Here is a 16,491-nt window from a genome sequence, read left to right on the forward strand (position 1 = left end):
CGGAACGAACCAATGCCTCCGGACGAGCCGATGCCCCGGGACGCACCCCCGGCCCCGGACGGGCACGGAACACCGGACGGGCCCGGGGCGCTGGACCTCGACAAGCTCTTCGCCGCCCGGCTGCAGGCCGTCCGGGTCCGCCCCTACCTGGCGACGGCCCTGTTCGCCCTGCGGGTCGTGGAGTCGCGGCGGGTGCCGACGATGGCCGTCGACCGGCACTGGCGGTGCTACGTCTCGCCCGGCTTCGTGGACCGGACCCCGGTGGAGGAACTGGCCGGGGTATGGGTGCACGAGGTGTCGCACCTGCTGCGCGACCACCACGGGCGCGGCGACCGGGTGGCCCGGGAACGCGGGCTGACCGGCCCCGGGGAGCGGCTGCGGATGAACATCGCCGCCGACTGCGAGATCAACGACGACGTGTTCGGGGAAGGGCTGACGCGGCCGGAGGGCGCCGTCGATCCGGAGATCCTGGGGCTCCCCCCGGGGCAGCTCATGGAGGACTACCTGCGCCAGTTCCGGCTCGGGTCGCATCTGGGGGACCTCGCCTGGCTGGACTGCGGCAGCGGTGCCGACGGGCTGGAACGGGAGTGGGACCTGGGGCCGGACGGCGCGCACGGCCTCAGCGAACAGGAGCAGGACGCGGTCCGGTTCCGGGTGGCGCAGGGCATCACCGGCCGTCCGGGGAACGCCCCGAAGGGGTGGAAGCGGTGGGCGGAGGAGGCGTTCCACCCGCCCCAGCCGTGGCGGGAGCTGCTGGGCGCGGCGGTCCGTTCGGCCGCCGCCGGGGCCGGGGCGGGCGAGGACTACACGTACGGCCGTCCGTCGCGGCGCTCGGCGAGCGTGCCCGGGGCCGTCCTGCCGAGCCTGCGGCGCAGGCCGCCCCGGGTCTGCGTGGTCATCGACACGTCCGGTTCGGTCAGCGACGCCGAACTGGGCAGCGCGCTCCTGGAGGTCGCCGCGATCTCCCGCGCCGTCGGCGGCCGCCGCGACCTGGTCACCGTCCTCCCGTGCGACGCGGCCGCCCGGGTCGCGCATCCGCTGTGCAGTGCCGAGGGGATACCGCTGGTGGGCGGCGGGGGCACGGATCTGCGCACGGGCTTCGCCAGGGCGTTGCGGACGCAGCCCCGGCCCGATGTGGTCGTGGTCCTGACCGACGGTCAGACGCCCTGGCCGACCGCTCCGCCGGCGTGCCGGACGGTGGTGGGCCTGTTCCCCCGGCCGTGGGACGAGGACGAGTCCCCCCACGTTCCGGTCTCCCCGCCCGCCTGGGCGCGCACGGTTGCCATCGGCTGACCCCTCCGGGGCCGGCTCGACCGGTTCCGGAGGCCGCCGTCGGCCCCCTCGTCCGCCCCGGGTACTGTCCGCTTGTTCAAGTCGAGCCCCTGGTCAGGGGGGTGCACGTGGGAGGGGCGTCATGAACGGTGCGGGCCGGGCCAAAGACATGTGGAGGCCGAGCGACGAAGAGGGCGGGGAGCTCGCGGGCCGGTGGTGGAAGTGGGCCATGTCCGCGCCCGACGACCGCAGCCCGGTCAAGGACACGACGGGCGAGCACGCCGCCTGGAACCAGCCGGACGACCTCTGGTTCCTGGCCGGCACCTACGGCGGCCGGGTGGTGCGGCGCTGCCCGATCCCCTCGGACCGGCCGGCCTTCTTCCCCGTGCTCAACATGCAGCACCCCCGGTCGTACTCGCGGGTTCCCCTGTCCATGCCGGTGGTGGAGGCCACCGCGTCGCTCAACGGCGTCCCGCTGCCGCTGCGGGAGTTCTCCGCGTCGTTCCGGACGGAGTCGACGCAGCGTTACGCGTGGGGCGTCTGGGGCGGCTTCCCGCCGCTGCTGCCGGGCGCGTACGTGCTGGAGATCAGGGCGAGGGCCGCGAACGGCTTCTGGGTCGACACGACCTACCACCTGGAGTCGACGGCCCCCTGATCCACCGAACGACCTCTAGGCATGACAAGTACATGCCGTCATGCTGGAGCGACCCGTGGGACCACGAGGAGCACGGGCCCAACTGGCTTTCGTACCCCGGAGGTTGCCCATGCGTCGTCGATTCGCCGCTCCGCTCGCCGCGGTGGCCCTGTCGCTCCCGCTCGTCCTGCTCCCCGCCGCGTCCGCCTCGGCCGCCCCCGCGGACAAGCCCCAGGTCCTCAGCTCCTGGACCCAGACGAGCCTGTCCAGCTACAACGCCTGGAAATCCGCCCGCGCCAACCAGAGCGCCTGGGCCGCGTACGGCTTCGACTGGTCGACGGACTACTGCAGCAGCTCCCCCGACAACCCCTTCGGCTTCCCCTTCCAGACCGCCTGCGCCCGCCACGACTTCGGCTACCGCAACTACAAGGCCGCCGGCGCCTTCTCCGCCAACAAGTCCCGCATAGACTCCGCGTTCTACGCGGACCTCAAGCGCGTGTGCGCCGCCTACACCGGCGCGAAGCTCACCGCGTGCAACAGCACCGCGTGGACGTATTACCACGCCGTGGACATCTTCGGCGTGGCGCCGATGAAGACCGCCTGACCGTCGCGCCCCGCGGGCACGGCCGGCCTCCCCACGGTGCCGGCCGCGCCCGCCCGGCACCCGCCCGCCGTTGCACTCGCACCTTCTCACCGGGACGGGCGCACTCTCCGAATGCCTCCACTGTTTCCCAACGCACATACCCGGCAAGAGCTCTGATGGGTCATCATCGAACCGGGCGGCACAAGCCGGGCACGCCGTGCCCGCACCACACGAAGGAGGCGCGGAGTGCGTAGTCGGGTGCGCGCGAGGGACGGGCGGCAGCTGGTGGTGGAGCGCCTGGGGGATCCCCGGGGCAGGCCGGTCTTCCTGATGCACGGAATGCCCGGCAGCAGACTCGGCCCCGCTCCACGCGGCATGGTGCTGTACCAGCGCAAGACCCAGCTGATCACCTACGACCGGCCGGGCTACGGCGACTCCGACCGGCTTCCGGGCCGCTGCGTCGCCGACGCCGTCGAGGACGTGCGGGCCATCGCGGACCACCTCGGCATCGAACGGTTCGCCGTGGTGGGGCGGTCCGGCGGCGCCCCGCACGCCCTGGCCTGCGCGGCGCTGATGCCCGACCGGGTGACCCGTACGGCCGCCCTGGTCGGTCTGGCGCCCCGGGACGCCGATGGGCTCGACTGGTTCGAGGGGATGGCCGCGTCCAACGTGCTGGCCTATTCCACGGCGGCGGCCGATCCGGACGGACTCGCGGAATCGTTCATCTCCCGGTCCGCGGTCATCAGGAAAAACCCCGTCCGGCTCATCGACGACCTGCGCCAGGACCTGACCGACTCCGACCGCATGGTGGTCAACGACGCCGGAGTCCGCACCATGCTGCTGCGCAACTACCGTGAAGCACTGCGCACTTCGGCCTGGGGCTGGATCGACGACGCGATCGCCTTCAGCAGCCCGTGGGGCTTCGATCCCGCCGACATCCCCGGTCCGGTGCTGCTGTGGCACGGTGAGAAAGACGTGTTCACACCGGTGGGCCACTCCCGCTGGCTGGCCGGGCGCATCCCGAACTCCACCGTCGTGGTGGAACCGGCGGCCGCGCACTTCGACGCGTTGCACGCGTTGCCCAACATCCTCAACTGGCTGTTGGAGCCCGCCGCCCTCTGAAGACCCGGCAGAGCGGTGCGTGGGCGTCCGGCCGCCGCCGGACGCCCACCGGACTCACACCTGCATCGGTTCCAGCTCGCGCTCGAACCTGCGCTCGTCCCGGGCGATCCGGGTCATCGGGTGGTCGTCGCCGAGCTGCCGGGACAACTCCTCGGCCGTCTCGCTCCTCAGCCGCAGCGCCTCGTCCTTGCGGCCCAGCGCGTCGAGCGTGACCGCCATGTTGGACGTCATGGCCAGGGTCTCCGGATGGTGCGCCCCCAGGACCCGGCGGAGCTGCCCGGACACCTTCTCCTCGGTCTCCAGGACCAGTTCGAGATCGCCTCTCTCCGCTGTCGCGTTGGCCAGGTTCATCACGCAGAACAGGGTGTTGGGATGCTCCGGCCCGTACACCTCGCGCATCGCGGCGACGGCCCGGGTCAGTACCTGCACCGCCTCCTCCGCCGCGCCACTGCCCGACTGGTAGACACCGAGGTTGTTCAGCGCGGCCAGGGTGTACGGGTGCTTCTCCCCCGGCACCTTCATGTACTGGTCGACGACCTCCTGCGCGGTGTCCCTGGCCTCGGTCGTCTCGCCGGCCGCGTACAGGTCGGCCGCCATGTTGAGGTCGCAGGCCAGCGACTCCGGGTTGGCCGAGGTGTACTTGGCCCGGTACCTGCCCCGGGTGGCCACCGTCAGCCGGCGGGCGTCCTCCAGCCTGCCCGCCCGGCGCAGCGACACGGCCAGGCTCTTCGCCGCGCTCAGCGTGCCGGGGAAGGCCCGGCCCAGAGTGGCCTTGTAGCTGTCGTACGTACGGCTGAGGATGCCGACCGAGTCCTCGTACCGCCCGACGTCCCGCAGGTCCCGGGCCAGGTTCATGGCCGAGGAGAGGCTGTAGGGGTGTTCCGCGCCGAGCACCTCCACGCGCCGGTCGAAGACGTCCTGGTCGATCTCGCGGGCCTTGGCGTACTGCCCGATGGAGCGCAGGGTGAACGCCAGGTTGTTGGCCGCGGCCAGGGTCCTCGGGTGCGATTCGTGGAAGATCTGGTTGAACCCCTCGGTGGCTTCGGTGGCCAGCTCGATCGCCCTGGTGTACTCGCCGAGCGTGCCCAGGTCCGTCGCCAGGCTGCTGGTGCTCATGTACGTGTGCGGGTGCTCCGGGCCCAGGACCTCCCGCTGCACCGCCAGGGTGATCTCGTCGAGCTCCCGGGCCTCCACGTAACGGCCGCGCGAGCGGTAGATGTTGGAGAGGTGGAAGCAGAGGTAGAGGTACTGGATGTCCCGCTCCCCCAGCGTCTCCCGCCAGATCTCGCGCAGGTCCTCGCAGAGCGTGGTGGCGGTCCTGAAGTCACCGCGCTTCCAGAGGTAGCGGACCCGGTCGATCAGCAGCCTGCGGGCCTCGGGCTCCTTGCAGTTGCGCGCGTCGGACGGGCCGAGGTGCGGCCAGATGGTGGCGAACTGCGGCCAGGTCGAGGGGTTGTCGATCGGCTCGTCGTCGTCGGGCCGGGCGCCCGCCAGGATGCGGTGCACGGCGTGCCGGGCGTCCTGCTGCTCCTGCTCGCTGAGCTGCGCCCGGATGACCGCCTGGACGAGCCGGTGCACCTGGATGGAGTTGGAGACCTGGTCGACCTTGGCGAGGGCGAACCGGCCGATCTCCCGGATGACCCGGCCCAGCACCAGTTTCTCCTGGAGCGAGGCGTCGTACGGCTTCAGCGCCTCGATCATCTCCTTGCTGTACAGGAGGTTCCCCGAGATGGGCTCGGGGGCGAAGAAGGCGCAGAGCTGGAGCAGCCGCACCGCGGCGGGCGAGCGCTCCTTGAGCCGTTCGATGGAGATGTTCCAGGTCGCGGCGACCGGCTCCGGGTAACCGGCCGGCTGGTTGAGCGCCAGGACCTCGGGGGCCTGTTGGGCCAGCTGCTCCAGATAGGTGTCGATCGGGGTGGCGGTCTCCGCGATCCAGGCCGCCGCCTGCTCGACGGCCAGCGGCAGGTCGCCGAGGGCGGTGGCCACCTGGGCGGCGTCCTCGTCGCTCAGCCCGGGAGCCCGGCGCTGGAGGTGCTCGATGGACTCCTCGCGCAGGAAGACGTCGACGGGCAGCGCGTCCCCGTGCTGGGACCACGCCTGGTTGCGCGAGGTGACCAGGATGTGGCCGGACCCGCCCTGCGGGAAGTAGCGCCGGAGCCGTTCGGGATCGTCGGCGTTGTCGAAGACCAGCAGCCAGCGGTCCGACGGCACCCCGCGCCGCAGCAGGTCGACCGCCTCCCGGGAGGCCGCCGCCATGTCGTCGCCGCCCTGGGCGCCCAGCCGGACCGCGAGTTCGGCCAGCGCGGCCACCACGTCGTCGGTCTGCTCGGAAGATATCCACCAGACCAGGTCGTAGTCCGCCATGAACCGGTGCACGTACTCCAGGGCGACCTGGGTCTTGCCGACGCCGCCGAGCCCGTACAGCGTCTGCGGCTGCGGCAGCACCACGGCCATGCCGCCGCCGAGCTGGTCGCGCATCCGCTCCAGGACCAGGGACCGGCCGGTGAAGCCGGGGTTGCGCGGCGGCGCGTTCCAGATCCGGGGGACGGTGCCGGGGAAGCGCGGTCCGGGCGACACCGAGTCGGTGAGCTGCACGGGCCGGTCCAGGGCGCGCAGCAGGGCGGCGGTGGCGTGCACCTCGTCGAGCCGGAAGAGGTCGACGGGGTTGCGGTCGATGTAGGGCGCGGACAGGCGCACGTCGCCGACCCTGAGCGGCAGCAGGTGGCGCCGGCCGCCGCCGGGGTCCTCCGCGACGGCCCGGTCCCAGAGGTTCACCGCGCGCTGGGACTTGAGGTAGGCGCTGGAGAGCAGCACCACGGTGCGGGTCGCGTTCTCCGGGGGTGCCGTCTCCGGGAGGTCCCGTTCGGCGGACACGTCGCGCGGGACGACGCGGAACCCGGCCCTGGTGAGCACGGACTCGATCCAGTCGGCCCACATCCGGTTCTCCGCCACGTAGCTGAGGAAGAGGTCGGCGGGCAGGGCCGGCCTGCGCCGGGTGAAGGCGTCCCGGATGCGCAGCCGCACCTCTTCGCCTACCGGCGGCATCGAGGTGATCTGCTGGTCGGTGATGACGGCGGTGAGCCGTTCGAAGGCGGAGAGCAGCGAGTTGGTGAGACCGGCCTCGTCGCCGAAGGTCGCGAGGGTCTCCTCGTACGCGTAGTAGGGGCGGTACGGGATCTCCACCGCGCCCCAGTAGGCGGTGAGTTCGTCCCCGGACAGGTCGCGCGGCAGCCGGTCGAACTTCAGCCGGGCCAGGGCGCGTCCGGCGTCCGCCTTCTCCTTCTCGCCCTCGTCGATGCGCATCGGGACGGGGAAGATGGAGATGGGGCGGCCGGTGTAGCGCTCGGAGATCTGCCGGGCCACGGAGGCGGCGCCGTCGATGGACTGGTCGCTGAGCGTGAAGCAGTCGACGAGGATGTCGGGGAGGTGGACGGTGCAGATGTCGGCGATGTCGCTGAGGCCGGTACGGCTGTCGATGAGGACGTAGTCGTAGTGGGCCTTCATGTCGTCGCGCAGGGCGTCGAAGAAGTGGCCGCCGCCGAGCCGGTCGTAGAAGTTGTCCCAGTCGAAGGTGGAGACGGTCGCGGAGTACTCGCGGTTCTGCCGCCCGGCGGACACGAAGTCCAGGGTGCCGCCCTGCGGGAACTCCCAGCCGAGGGCCTCGGGGGTGAGGGAGACGGCGTGCGGCTGGATGCGGGCGTAGTCCCGGTGCCAGTCGTCGGCGCGCTGGACGGGACTGGTCGCGGCCCACGCGTACTCGGTGATCAGGTCGATGACGCCGGTGGTGGCACCGAGGGTGGACGGGTCGAGGAAGGGGTGGAAGAACCGGTGGAGCCCCGGCGCCTCCAGGTCCCAGTCGACGGCCAGTACCCGTTTGCCGTTGGCGGCGAGTATCCAGGCGGTGTTGGCCAGGGCCATGGTGCGCCCGGTGCCGCCCTTGTACGAGTAGAAGGTGACGATGCGCCCGTCACGACCGGCCGTCATCCGTGTCCTCCGCATCCGTCGCAGGGTCGTGTGTCTCGGGGATGTGGTTCATCTGTGCCATCGGTCCCAGCAACCTCGTCCGTTCGCTGTGTCCGCCACCGGTGGCGGGTGGGTACACCGCCGCGTGCCTCAGGTACTGCTGGGCCGCCACCTCGACCACCTGCGGCAGGATCTGCCCGAACGCCTCCATGCTGGGCACGCCCCTGGCCGCGGCGCGGCAGTAGGCGCGTCCCTGGCGCATCTTGGTCGGCATGGTCCGTTCGAGCTTCTCGGTCAGCTCGGCCTCGGCCGCCATGCTCTGCCGGTCCTCGCGGCTCCACGGCACGACCATCGTGACCCAGGGGCGGTCCTCGGCGTCGAAGGCGGCGAGCCTCCTGCGCCGGTCCTCGTCCTGCAGGGCCCAGCGGTCGACGAGCAGGATCTCGGGCCTGCTGGGCGGCTGCTTGCCCTCGCCGTGTCCCACCTCCTCGTCGAACGAGGAGATGGTGGCCTGGTAGTTGAGGGAACGCACCAGGTCCTCGGCGACATAGGCCAGCGGGCGGGTGGTGTGGGGGTGGTAGGGGTTCCAGTCCTGCGGGTTGTCGCCGTAGTAGTCGGCCATGCGTCCCTCGGGCAGGTCGTGCCGGGTGGGTGCGGCGATGGTCACCTGCATGGGGCGGGGTCCGCCGGCCACGCTGTTGGGCGGGCCGAAGGCACTGGGGGCCAGTCGGTAGTCGACCGGGCGCCCGGTGCCGATCCTTATGGTGTCGGCGACGTTGACGATGCGCTTGGCGAGCTCGTACACCGCGCGCTCGTACTCCTCGGCGAAGAGCCTGAGCTTGATGAGGCCGTAGAGCCCGTCGCTGACGTAACGGTCCCCGAAATCACGGTGGTTGAACTGCAACCGCTCGGCCGGGCCGGGGAGCTGGCTCGGCGGCACGGGCACCCAGAGGGCCGGGACGATCGCCTCGGCCGGCTGGTTGGAGCGGGCCCGGTAGTGGATGGCGCGCTGCGCGAAGGCGTACCACTCCTTGCCGCACATCTCACTGGCGAAGTAACGCGGCGAGAACAGCGGAACGAACACCCGGCAGGTGGCGAGCACTTCGCCGAGCCGCTCCGACCAGCCCTCGCCGGAGCGTATTTCCCGGTCGATGAACCCGGCGGGCGCGCCCGCGGGCAGATCCGTCATGGCCAGCACATGGTCACAGAGATCCTTGAAGAGGCGTTCGACCCACATGTCGGGGTCCGTTCCACCGCCGTACCCCGGTGTGTGGGCATAACTCAAGAAGAAGTACGGCCGATGGTCCGCCGCTCGCTGCTGCGTCATCGCGTGCACACGACCCCCGTCCTGTGTGAGCACCCGCACCCGAGGCATGAAGTGAATGCGAGCGAATTCATCATTCCGGAGCGGAGGTTGCTCCACCCCCATGGCGTTCAGTCATTCAACGCCGGTTTTCAGTCATACGTTCCCGGGTTCGGCCGATCATTTCCTTGATCGAATTCGGTCTGCGGTCGTTCCTCCCAGTTGTCCCCTGCACACCGGCACCCCTGATCGAACCGGAATTCGACCCTCAGATCTCTTTTCTCATCAGCTCCACCAACCTTTTCCCGCCGACGGTCACTTCGGCGGCACCTTCCAGCATGTCGAGGGCTTCCGGTACCCCCTCCAGGCAGTTCGGCTCGAATGCGCCCAACGCCATCCGCTCATAGGTGTCGGCCAGCAACCGGGAAAACGGAACCGACTCTTCCTTCCAAGGCATTCGATGTTCCCAGGAGCCGTCCGCCGCGTAAAGATCCGTGACATCGACAAGCGCCTGCAATTCGGCCCTCCGGAATCCCCTCAACAGCGCGAACGCCAGTTCCTCCGCGCCGCCGTCCACGGAGATGCCCAGCGCCCCGAACCCGTGTCGTCCCACGGCGGGCTCGGCCGGGTCCAGACCCGTGAGGGGCGTGAGGGTGGTGAGGCGGTCCGCCATCTCCGCGGCCCGCCCGGGGGCCTTCGCCCCGATCAGGGTCCAGGCCTCGACGATCCTGGCCTCCAGACCGGCAGCGGTCCGGTCGTCGAGGGGGGCCGCGGCGGGTACCGGGAAGCAGTCGCGGAACGGATCGGCGTCGTCGAGCACCGGACCGGACACCGTCCCGGGGATCGCCGGCCGCCGCAGCGGCCGCCAGCCCGGACCGGGTTCCGCCGGCCGGGCGACCCGCACCTCGGCCCCGCCGCTCCCCTCCGGCCGGACGAGGAAACCGCCCCCGGTGGCCCGCAGCACGCCCGTGCCGCGCTCCCCCGCGCCAGGGACGCGCAGCCCGCCGAGACCGGGCAGGAAGAGGCCGCCGTCCGGGAGGTCCACCGGTACGGGCAGGTCGAGACCGCCCCGCACGACGGCCGCCGCGAGGTACGCCGACAGCCCGCGCGCCGCCCGTACGGCGCCGGAGTGCTCGTGGACCGACTCCAGCGCCCCGAGCAGCCAGCCGCGGGCGTACGGCAGGGCCAGCACCTCGTCCAGGGCGCGGGCGCCCTCCTCGGACGCCTCGACGGCGGCAGCGAGCTCCCAGGCGGCCTCCCACTCCGCGCCGCCGCGCCGGCCGATGTCGGCGTTCAGCCGGGCGAGCAGGGTGCGGTTGAGGTCCAGTTGGGCGGCGGCCGCCCCGGCGGGCCCGGTCACCGCGGGCGCGACGAGCTCCTGCGCCGTACGGGCCTCGATGCCGCGCACCAGGGCGAACAGGTCGGCGCAGTACACCGAGGGGTTGTCGAACGCGCCGGACGGGCCCTCGGAGCGGTACCTGTGGGTGTACAGGCCGCCTCCGCAGGTGCGCACCACGGGGCAGCGGCGGCAGGTCTCGCCCACCCCGGCCAGCCCGAGCTGGCGGGCCCGCACCCCGGGGTGGTCGGCGACCTCGTCGAAGGTGTGGGCGAAGACGTCGAACCCGGTGGCCGCGGCGCCCTCGTAGGCGCTCTTGAGCGAGTCGACCTGCTCCAGCCGGCCGTCGGTCTCGACGACGACGAGGTCCGTCGGGGCGAGCCCCAGGGACTCGGTGAGGCTGGGGCCGCCGCTCAGCGTGGAGAGCACCGAGGAGAAGAGCCGCACCGGCACCGGGCGCCCCCGCTCCTGCCAGCGGTCGAAGATCGCGAGGAGCCAGTCGGCGTAGGCGGTGGGCGAACCGTCCGGACGCGGCGGCGGGTCGTCCCAGGTGGCGTGCGGGAGCAGGAAGTCGATGAGGGGCGGTTCGAGCTCGGTCAGCGCGTCGAGGACCGCGTGCGGGTCGTTGCGGATGTCGACGGTGCACAGGAGGCCGAGGTCAAGGTGGCGGTAGCGCTCCTGGTGGAGCAGTTCGACGGCCTTGAGGACCAGGGGGTGGCTGCTGCGTCCGTCCGCGTAGCGGCGGTGCCGGTCGTTGGCGGCCCGGTCGCCGTCGAGGGAGATGCCGACCCGGACGCCGAATTCGTCGAAGAGGTCGAGGTACCGGGGACTGAGCTGGAGCCCATTGGTGTGGATGCGGAGATCGAGCTCCGCGACGCCGTCGAAGGCGGAGGTGAGTTCCTCGCAGACCCGGCGCAGTCGCGCGGGGCCCGCCAGCAGGGGCTCCCCTCCGTGCAGGATCACTGACACGGAGGGCAGTGCATGTGTCTTGGCATGCTCGGCCAGGCGCTGAGCTGTCTGGAAAATGACGTCGTCAGAGATTGTTTTGGGGCGGGTACGCCAGCTCTGATCTGCATGTTCGTAGACGTAGCAATGATCGCAGGCAAGATCGCACCTGCTGTGTACTTTAAGTACAATTTCGCGGAATGGGACCCGGGGTCCTGTCATTCCCTCAGTCTAGCCAGCATGCAACACGTCTCAGAGCGCGGAACTGAAGGTCGATGCCTGGGTGTGGCGGTCGGCAGGGGCCGAGAGCACTCGGCCGAGCTTCCTGGTGGCTTCAGCTCCGCGAGTGTCGATCTCGGCGAGCGACACGGGGCTCTTCTTCGCAACAGCGAAGGCACGGGGGGATTCAGAGGTCTTCACGGCCGTCCTTGAGGGAGTGTTCCGAATCTGTGGATGAATCAGCCAGTCCCTGTATGTCCACAGTGCCCGGCAGAATGACTTTACTACCCTCATCGGGCAAGGCAACTGCAGAGATCCACATGGCGGACGGATGACTGCGCAACCGCTCATTCTCCGTAACGGACGGCGGAACCCCGCCCGGGAGACGGGTGGAGGGGCAGCCCGGTCCACTCCATCGAATACCCGGCACGCCCCGGGTCCGGAAATGGCCGTCAGTCCACCGCGGAGACGGTGCCGGACGGCTGCAGGCCCTTCATGCAGTCCATGATCCGCTCATGGGTGTCGCCCACCACGTCGGTGAACCTCGCGCGCACGTACAGCGCCTGGACCCGCTCGGTGAAGTTCTCCGAGAACGCCCCCACCAGCACGGTCTCGTGGCCCCCGCCTCCCACCAGCGGAAAGCCGGCTCCGAAGCCGATGAGCCGGAAGTCCTCGCCGACGACCAGTCCGGCCCCGGTCAGTTCGGCCACGGTGTCATGGACATCGGCCCACCTCGGGTCGCCGTCCGCGTCGTCCCCCATGCCCCTCATGACCACCCGGCAGCTCCAGGACTCGATCACGGCCAAGTGCTGGCCGCCATTGAGTATCCCGACGCGCCATGCGGGGACGTCCGGCGCCAGTTGCCCCTTCACCCAGGCCCCCCGCCAGCCGATGTGCGGCCGCATCGCCCGGGCGAACTGCGCCCGCGCCAGCACCGCTCCCGCCGCGACCGCCAACAGGCTCCCCAGGATCTGGACGTCGATCAGCTGGAGCCGCCACGGCCACTCGGCACGCGCCCCGGGCGACACGTTGACCCGGATCATCTCCCAGATCAGCACGCCGGCCAGCAGGACGAGAAGCACCAGCGGAGTGGTGAACAACAGCGGACTCCGCCGTATCCGCCGCTGGACGTCGGACGGCACGCAACCGTCCCTCCGGTCCGCTCGGCCCATCCCCGTCCCCCCGCACGCCGATGAGTGCCCATGAGTGCCGATGAGTGGATACATCAGCAACCCACCGCAGAAAATGGTCAGTTGAGAAAGATTCCCACAACCCGTCGGATCACGCGAGAGCCCCGCACGAGGGGCCGAAAAGCATCGCTACGCCCCCGGGCGCCATTGCAGCGCCGTCGGCGCCCCCCTACGCTCATGCCCCGCTCGGCAGGCCGAGCGGGGCATGCCCTCAACCGCAGACGGGAGTGAACATGACCGCGCTTCCCGGGCCGCTCCAGAGCATGGTCTTCAGGAACGCCGACCTTCCGGCGCTCTTCCACCACACGGACGAGATCGCCATCGCGAGCCAGCGGGAGGCCGTGAACACCACCCGCGTCCAACTGATCCTGCTGGTCGTGGGCACCGCACCGGCCGCGGTTCCGTGGCACGTCACGGTCGGTGACACGTTTCAACTCATCGATGCCGCAGGCGTGTTGGCCTATCTGGGCGTCCTGATCACGACGTACCTCTCCGCCCGGCGCAAAGCAAAGTCGCAATGGCAACTCAACCGCTCGGCGGCGGAGTTCATCAAATCCATGTGCTGGCGCTACTCGGTGCACGGGGCGCCCTTCGACACCGGCACCCAGCATCCGGAGGCGGTGTTCGCCAACCGGCTGGAGGAGGGGCTCCAGGAGCTCCGGAAGGTCGGCTGGGCCGACCCCCGCGACCTGACGGCGGATTCCGGCGGACTCATCACCGATTCCATGCGCGAGCTGCGCGGGAAGGCGTTCACCGTACGCAAGGAGACGTACGTGCGGGACCGGCTCATCGAGCAGAGGAGTTGGTACCGCAGGCGGCAGGAGGTGTCGCGGCGGGCCACCCTCGTCTGGTCGACCACCATCGCCGCGCTGACCGCGCTCGCCCTGGTCTTCGCCCTGCTGAGGATGTTCTCCGCCACCCAGTCCTTCGCCCTGACGGGGGTGCTGTCGGCGGCGGCCGCGGCCTGTCTGGCGTGGAACGAGATGCGGCGGCACCACCCGCTGATCTCGGCGCACTCGCTGGTCGAGCAGGACCTGGAGGCGATGCAGGTGGCGATGGAGACCACGCTGACCGAACGCCAGTGGCCGCGGGCGGTCTTCGAGACCGAGCGCATCGTCTCCCCGCAGCACACCGACTGGCTGGCCCGGCACCAGATGTGACGCGCGGCGGCACCGGACGTGACGTGTCGCGGCCCCGGATGGGCCGCGGCGCACGCATGGGGTGACGCCGGGGGCGCGGGCGGCCGCGCCCGTCGGTCAGCCGCGTTCCACGCCCTCGCGCCAGATCACCGTGACGGGACGGCCCAGGCTGCGGGCGTACGTCACGATGTCGCCGGTGCCGCCGAGGCCGCGGGCGGGACGGCCGTCCCACACCGCGAGCAGCCGGTCGCAGTGGTCGGCGATGTACGCGCCCGCGGCGTAGTACGCCTCGTCGGTGGAGTGCGGGTAGTCGAGCCTGACCTCCCGGACCGCCCGGTCCTTGAGGGCCCGGTAACGGGCGAGTTCGCCGGCGTCGGCGAAGGAGGACTCGTAGTCGCCGCTGGGGATGACCACGGTCAGCGCGGCGCCGCGGGCCAGGGCGACGTCGGCGAAGAGCTGGTCGGCCCCCACCGCCAGGCTGGAGAAGGCCTCCAGGGAGCCCTCCAGGCCGAGGAAGGCCGCCCGCAGGCCGGCGAGCACATGGGCGTGGGCCTCCTGCGGGATGCTGCGATGACCGGTCACTCCGATGCGTTTCACGGACCTGGAACCCCCTGAGGTGTCTGCCGGGGGCCCGGCCCGGGGTGACCCCCGGCGGTACGACCGCCCCCGTGTGCTCCTGCGTGACCGACCTGTACCCCCACATCCTCTCAAAAGCCGCGGGGTGTGCGGGAGCCCCCGCCCGGGATTTCGGGCAGGGGCTCCGTCCGGGCCGACCACGCGTCCGGGGACCGGACCGGTGTGCCGGGACGTCAGAAGACGCTGACCCCGTACGCGCTGAGCGCCTCGGTGACCGGCTGGAAGTACGTCGTGCCGCCCGAGGAGCAGTTGCCGCTGCCGCCGGAGGTGAGGCCGATCGCCCTGGAGCCGGAGTAGAGCGGACCGCCCGAGTCGCCGGGCTCCGCGCAGACGTTGGTCTTGATCATGCCGTAGACGACGTCGCCACCGCCGTAGTTGACCGTGGCGTTGAGGCCCGTGACGGAGCCGCTGTGGGTGCCGGTGGTGGAGCCGCGGCGGGTGACGGACATGCCGACCGTGGCGTTGGCCGCGCTGGTGATGTCGACGCTGCCGACGGTGCCCGGGTGGGCGACCGAGGCGTTGTCGTAGCGGACCAGCCCGTAGTCGTTGGTCGGGAAGCTGGAGCCGACCGTCGGACCGATCTTCGTGGTCTTGGCGGAGTTGGCGTACCAGTCCGGGTAGCCGTCGGTGCAGTGGCCGGCGGTCAGGAAGTAGTAGGTGGAGCCGCTGCGGACGTTGAAGCCCAGGGAACAGCGCCAGCTGGGCGCGTAGATCGCGTCGCCGCCCGAGACCAGCTTGCTGAGCTTGCCGGGGAGGCGCTCGATCTTCAGGGCTCCCGCGTTGACCCCGGCGGTCTTCTTGATGTGGGCGATCTCGGCCTGCGAGACCGTGCTGTCGGCGGCGACCACGACCTTGCCCGTGGCCGGGTCGATGTTCCAGGCGGTGCCCGCCACGTCGGCGCCGAGGACGGCATCACTGGCGGCGGAGAGCTGCGCCGTGCTGAAGGTGGTGGCGGTGTCGGCCCGGGCGCTGGGGACGGCGAGCGCGGCGACGGAGACGAGGCCCGCCGCGACGGCCACGGCCCTGGCGCGTCTGGCGGTGCCGTGGAGGGGGGCGGTGCGCTTGATCCTCACTTTTCATTCCTCCCAGGGGGAAATCGGGGGTCCGCCTGTGGGGTGGCCGGACCCGTGAGGCGCAGTCGTTCGCGCGGCAGGGGTCCGCGATGCGGATCTGCCGTGTTCCTGACAAGCGCTGTCCCGGAAGTATTCAAGGCGTTCAACTTGTGGCGCAAGAGGGCCCCATGGCCCGAACCCGTCACGCCCCGTGCGGGTGCCCCGGTGCCGCTCGGGACACCGGGGTATCGCGCCCCGGGGCGTGCCGGCGCGGTGCGTCAGTGGTCGACGCGGTTGCGCTCCCCCGCCTCGACGGCGACGGAAAGGGTGTTGCCGGGCGGCGGGAAGGGGCAGATGAAGTGGTCCGCGAAGGCGCAGGGCGGCAGCAGCGCCCGGTTGAGGTCGACCGTCACGCCGCCGTCGGCGGCCGGGGCGGCGGGCCGCAGGAAGCGGAAGCGGTAGCTGCTCCGGCCGCTGGTGGCGTCGGCGAAGACGGCCCAGAGCGAGCCGTCGGCCTCGACCGCCACCTGGAGGGTGTGCTCCGTGCCGTCGAGCTCGAAGGCGATCTCGCCGGCGAGTCCGAGGCCGCGCTCGACCCCGTCGGCGTTCGCCACCCGGACCGTGCGGGAGGCGTCGTACGCGCGGAAGGTGCCCGGCCGCACCCAACGGGCGTCGTACGGGGTGGCCTCGATGGTCCGGAAGGCGCGCCGCGCGGCGGAGTCCGGGTCGAAGTCCCGTACCGCCCACAGCCCTTCGCGGCTCAGCACGACCAGTCGCCGTGCGCCGTGCGCGACGCGGGAGCCGTCGATGGGGCCCCGGTCGGCGGTGAGGCGCACCCGGCCGGTGAAGGGTTCGCCGTCGACGGTCAGCCCGTCCCCGTCGGTGGCGTCGAGCACCACCGCGTCGCCGTCCTCCCGCCACTGACCGGGAATCCCGGGGAGGCGGCCCTCCGGGTGGTCGGAGAGCCAGTGGGTGCCGGTGAGGGAGAGGGGGCCGTACGGTCCGGCGACCGCGGCGGTGCGCTCCTCGTGCCAGTGCTTCCAGTCCTGCGCCGCCTGCTCGGGGCCGTGCGGCTGCTGTGCGTCCGTGCTCATGCG

13 protein-coding genes are annotated in these 16,491 nt (G+C 71.3%); 5 read left to right on the forward strand and 8 right to left on the reverse strand.

The features are described from left to right. Positions 1-30: 30 nt before the first annotated feature. From OCT49_RS06015 to OCT49_RS06030, 4 genes are all read left to right on the forward strand, one after another. Positions 31-1,293 (forward strand): vWA domain-containing protein, encoded by a 1,263-nt coding sequence (locus OCT49_RS06015; RefSeq protein ID WP_283855683.1) that lies wholly within the window; start codon positions 31-33, stop codon positions 1,291-1,293. Positions 1,294-1,414: 121 nt separating this feature from the next. Then, positions 1,415-1,927 carry a hypothetical protein gene (locus OCT49_RS06020; protein ID WP_283850851.1) on the forward strand — a complete coding sequence of 171 codons (513 nt, stop codon included), beginning with the start codon at positions 1,415-1,417 and terminating at the stop codon, positions 1,925-1,927. 109 nt (positions 1,928-2,036) lie between these two features. After that, positions 2,037-2,510: a phospholipase gene (locus tag OCT49_RS06025; RefSeq protein ID WP_283850852.1), complete on the forward strand. Its 474-nt coding sequence runs from the start codon at positions 2,037-2,039 to the stop codon at positions 2,508-2,510. Between the two features lie 225 nt (positions 2,511-2,735). Then, positions 2,736-3,611 (forward strand): alpha/beta fold hydrolase, encoded by an 876-nt coding sequence (locus OCT49_RS06030; RefSeq protein WP_283850853.1) that lies wholly within the window; start codon positions 2,736-2,738, stop codon positions 3,609-3,611. A 54-nt stretch (positions 3,612-3,665) separates the two neighbouring features. Here OCT49_RS06030 and fxsT read toward each other — a convergent pair whose 3' ends face one another. The 5 genes from fxsT to OCT49_RS06055 all read right to left on the reverse strand — a co-directional run bounded on the left by fxsT (position 3,666) and on the right by OCT49_RS06055 (position 12,519). Beyond that, on the reverse strand, positions 3,666-7,595 hold the full coding sequence (fxsT, locus tag OCT49_RS06035; protein ID WP_283850854.1) for an FxSxx-COOH system tetratricopeptide repeat protein: 3,930 nt from the start codon (positions 7,593-7,595) through the stop codon (positions 3,666-3,668). After that, positions 7,579-8,949: an FxsC protein gene (fsxC, locus tag OCT49_RS06040; RefSeq protein ID WP_283850855.1), complete on the reverse strand. Its 1,371-nt coding sequence runs from the start codon at positions 8,947-8,949 to the stop codon at positions 7,579-7,581. Before fsxC ends, fxsT begins: the two co-directional genes overlap by 17 nt. A gap of 196 nt (positions 8,950-9,145) precedes the next feature. Further along, positions 9,146-11,380 (reverse strand): radical SAM/SPASM protein FxsBH, inactivated beta-hydroxylase extension form, encoded by a 2,235-nt coding sequence (gene fxsBH / locus OCT49_RS06045; protein ID WP_283850856.1) that lies wholly within the window; start codon positions 11,378-11,380, stop codon positions 9,146-9,148. Positions 11,381-11,410: 30 nt separating this feature from the next. Continuing rightward, entirely contained in the window at positions 11,411-11,578 is a 168-nt protein-coding gene (gene fxsA / locus OCT49_RS06050; protein WP_283850857.1) for an FxSxx-COOH cyclophane-containing RiPP peptide, read from the reverse strand. Positions 11,579-11,829: 251 nt separating this feature from the next. After that, complete coding sequence (locus OCT49_RS06055) at positions 11,830-12,519, reverse strand: hypothetical protein (protein WP_283850858.1); 690 nt, start codon at positions 12,517-12,519, stop codon at positions 11,830-11,832. Between the two features lie 281 nt (positions 12,520-12,800). On the opposite strand from OCT49_RS06055, the gene OCT49_RS06060 reads away from it, so the two are divergent. Next, positions 12,801-13,727, forward strand: a complete 927-nt coding sequence (locus OCT49_RS06060) for a DUF4231 domain-containing protein (RefSeq protein ID WP_283850859.1) — start codon at positions 12,801-12,803, stop codon at positions 13,725-13,727. Positions 13,728-13,823: 96 nt separating this feature from the next. Here the strand turns inward: OCT49_RS06060 and OCT49_RS06065 are convergent, their stop codons facing one another. From OCT49_RS06065 to OCT49_RS06075, 3 genes are all read right to left on the reverse strand, one after another. Next, positions 13,824-14,303, reverse strand: a complete 480-nt coding sequence (locus OCT49_RS06065) for a hypothetical protein (protein ID WP_283850860.1) — start codon at positions 14,301-14,303, stop codon at positions 13,824-13,826. 212 nt (positions 14,304-14,515) lie between these two features. Further along, positions 14,516-15,415, reverse strand: a complete 900-nt coding sequence (locus OCT49_RS06070) for a S1 family peptidase (protein ID WP_283850861.1) — start codon at positions 15,413-15,415, stop codon at positions 14,516-14,518. A gap of 257 nt (positions 15,416-15,672) precedes the next feature. After that, positions 15,673-16,488: a DUF1684 domain-containing protein gene (locus OCT49_RS06075; RefSeq protein ID WP_283850862.1), complete on the reverse strand. Its 816-nt coding sequence runs from the start codon at positions 16,486-16,488 to the stop codon at positions 15,673-15,675. Positions 16,489-16,491: the final 3 nt, after the last annotated feature.

The organism is Streptomyces sp. ML-6, from assembly GCF_030116705.1.
In the GTDB taxonomy this organism is placed as follows: domain Bacteria; phylum Actinomycetota; class Actinomycetes; order Streptomycetales; family Streptomycetaceae; genus Streptomyces.

Excerpts from the sequence above, each read along its gene's own strand:
- OCT49_RS06015 (WP_283855683.1), top strand. The coding sequence starts at position 31 with ATGCCCCGGGACGCACCCCCGGCCCCGGACGGGCACGGAACACCGGAC.
- OCT49_RS06020 (WP_283850851.1), top strand. The coding sequence starts at position 1,415 with ATGAACGGTGCGGGCCGGGCCAAAGACATGTGGAGGCCGAGCGACGAA.
- OCT49_RS06025 (WP_283850852.1), top strand. The coding sequence starts at position 2,037 with ATGCGTCGTCGATTCGCCGCTCCGCTCGCCGCGGTGGCCCTGTCGCTC.
- fxsT (WP_283850854.1), bottom strand. The coding sequence starts at position 7,595 with ATGACGGCCGGTCGTGACGGGCGCATCGTCACCTTCTACTCGTACAAG.
- fsxC (WP_283850855.1), bottom strand. The coding sequence starts at position 8,949 with ATGCCTCGGGTGCGGGTGCTCACACAGGACGGGGGTCGTGTGCACGCG.
- fxsBH (WP_283850856.1), bottom strand. The coding sequence starts at position 11,380 with ATGACAGGACCCCGGGTCCCATTCCGCGAAATTGTACTTAAAGTACAC.
- OCT49_RS06060 (WP_283850859.1), top strand. The coding sequence starts at position 12,801 with ATGACCGCGCTTCCCGGGCCGCTCCAGAGCATGGTCTTCAGGAACGCC.
- OCT49_RS06075 (WP_283850862.1), bottom strand. The coding sequence starts at position 16,488 with ATGAGCACGGACGCACAGCAGCCGCACGGCCCCGAGCAGGCGGCGCAG.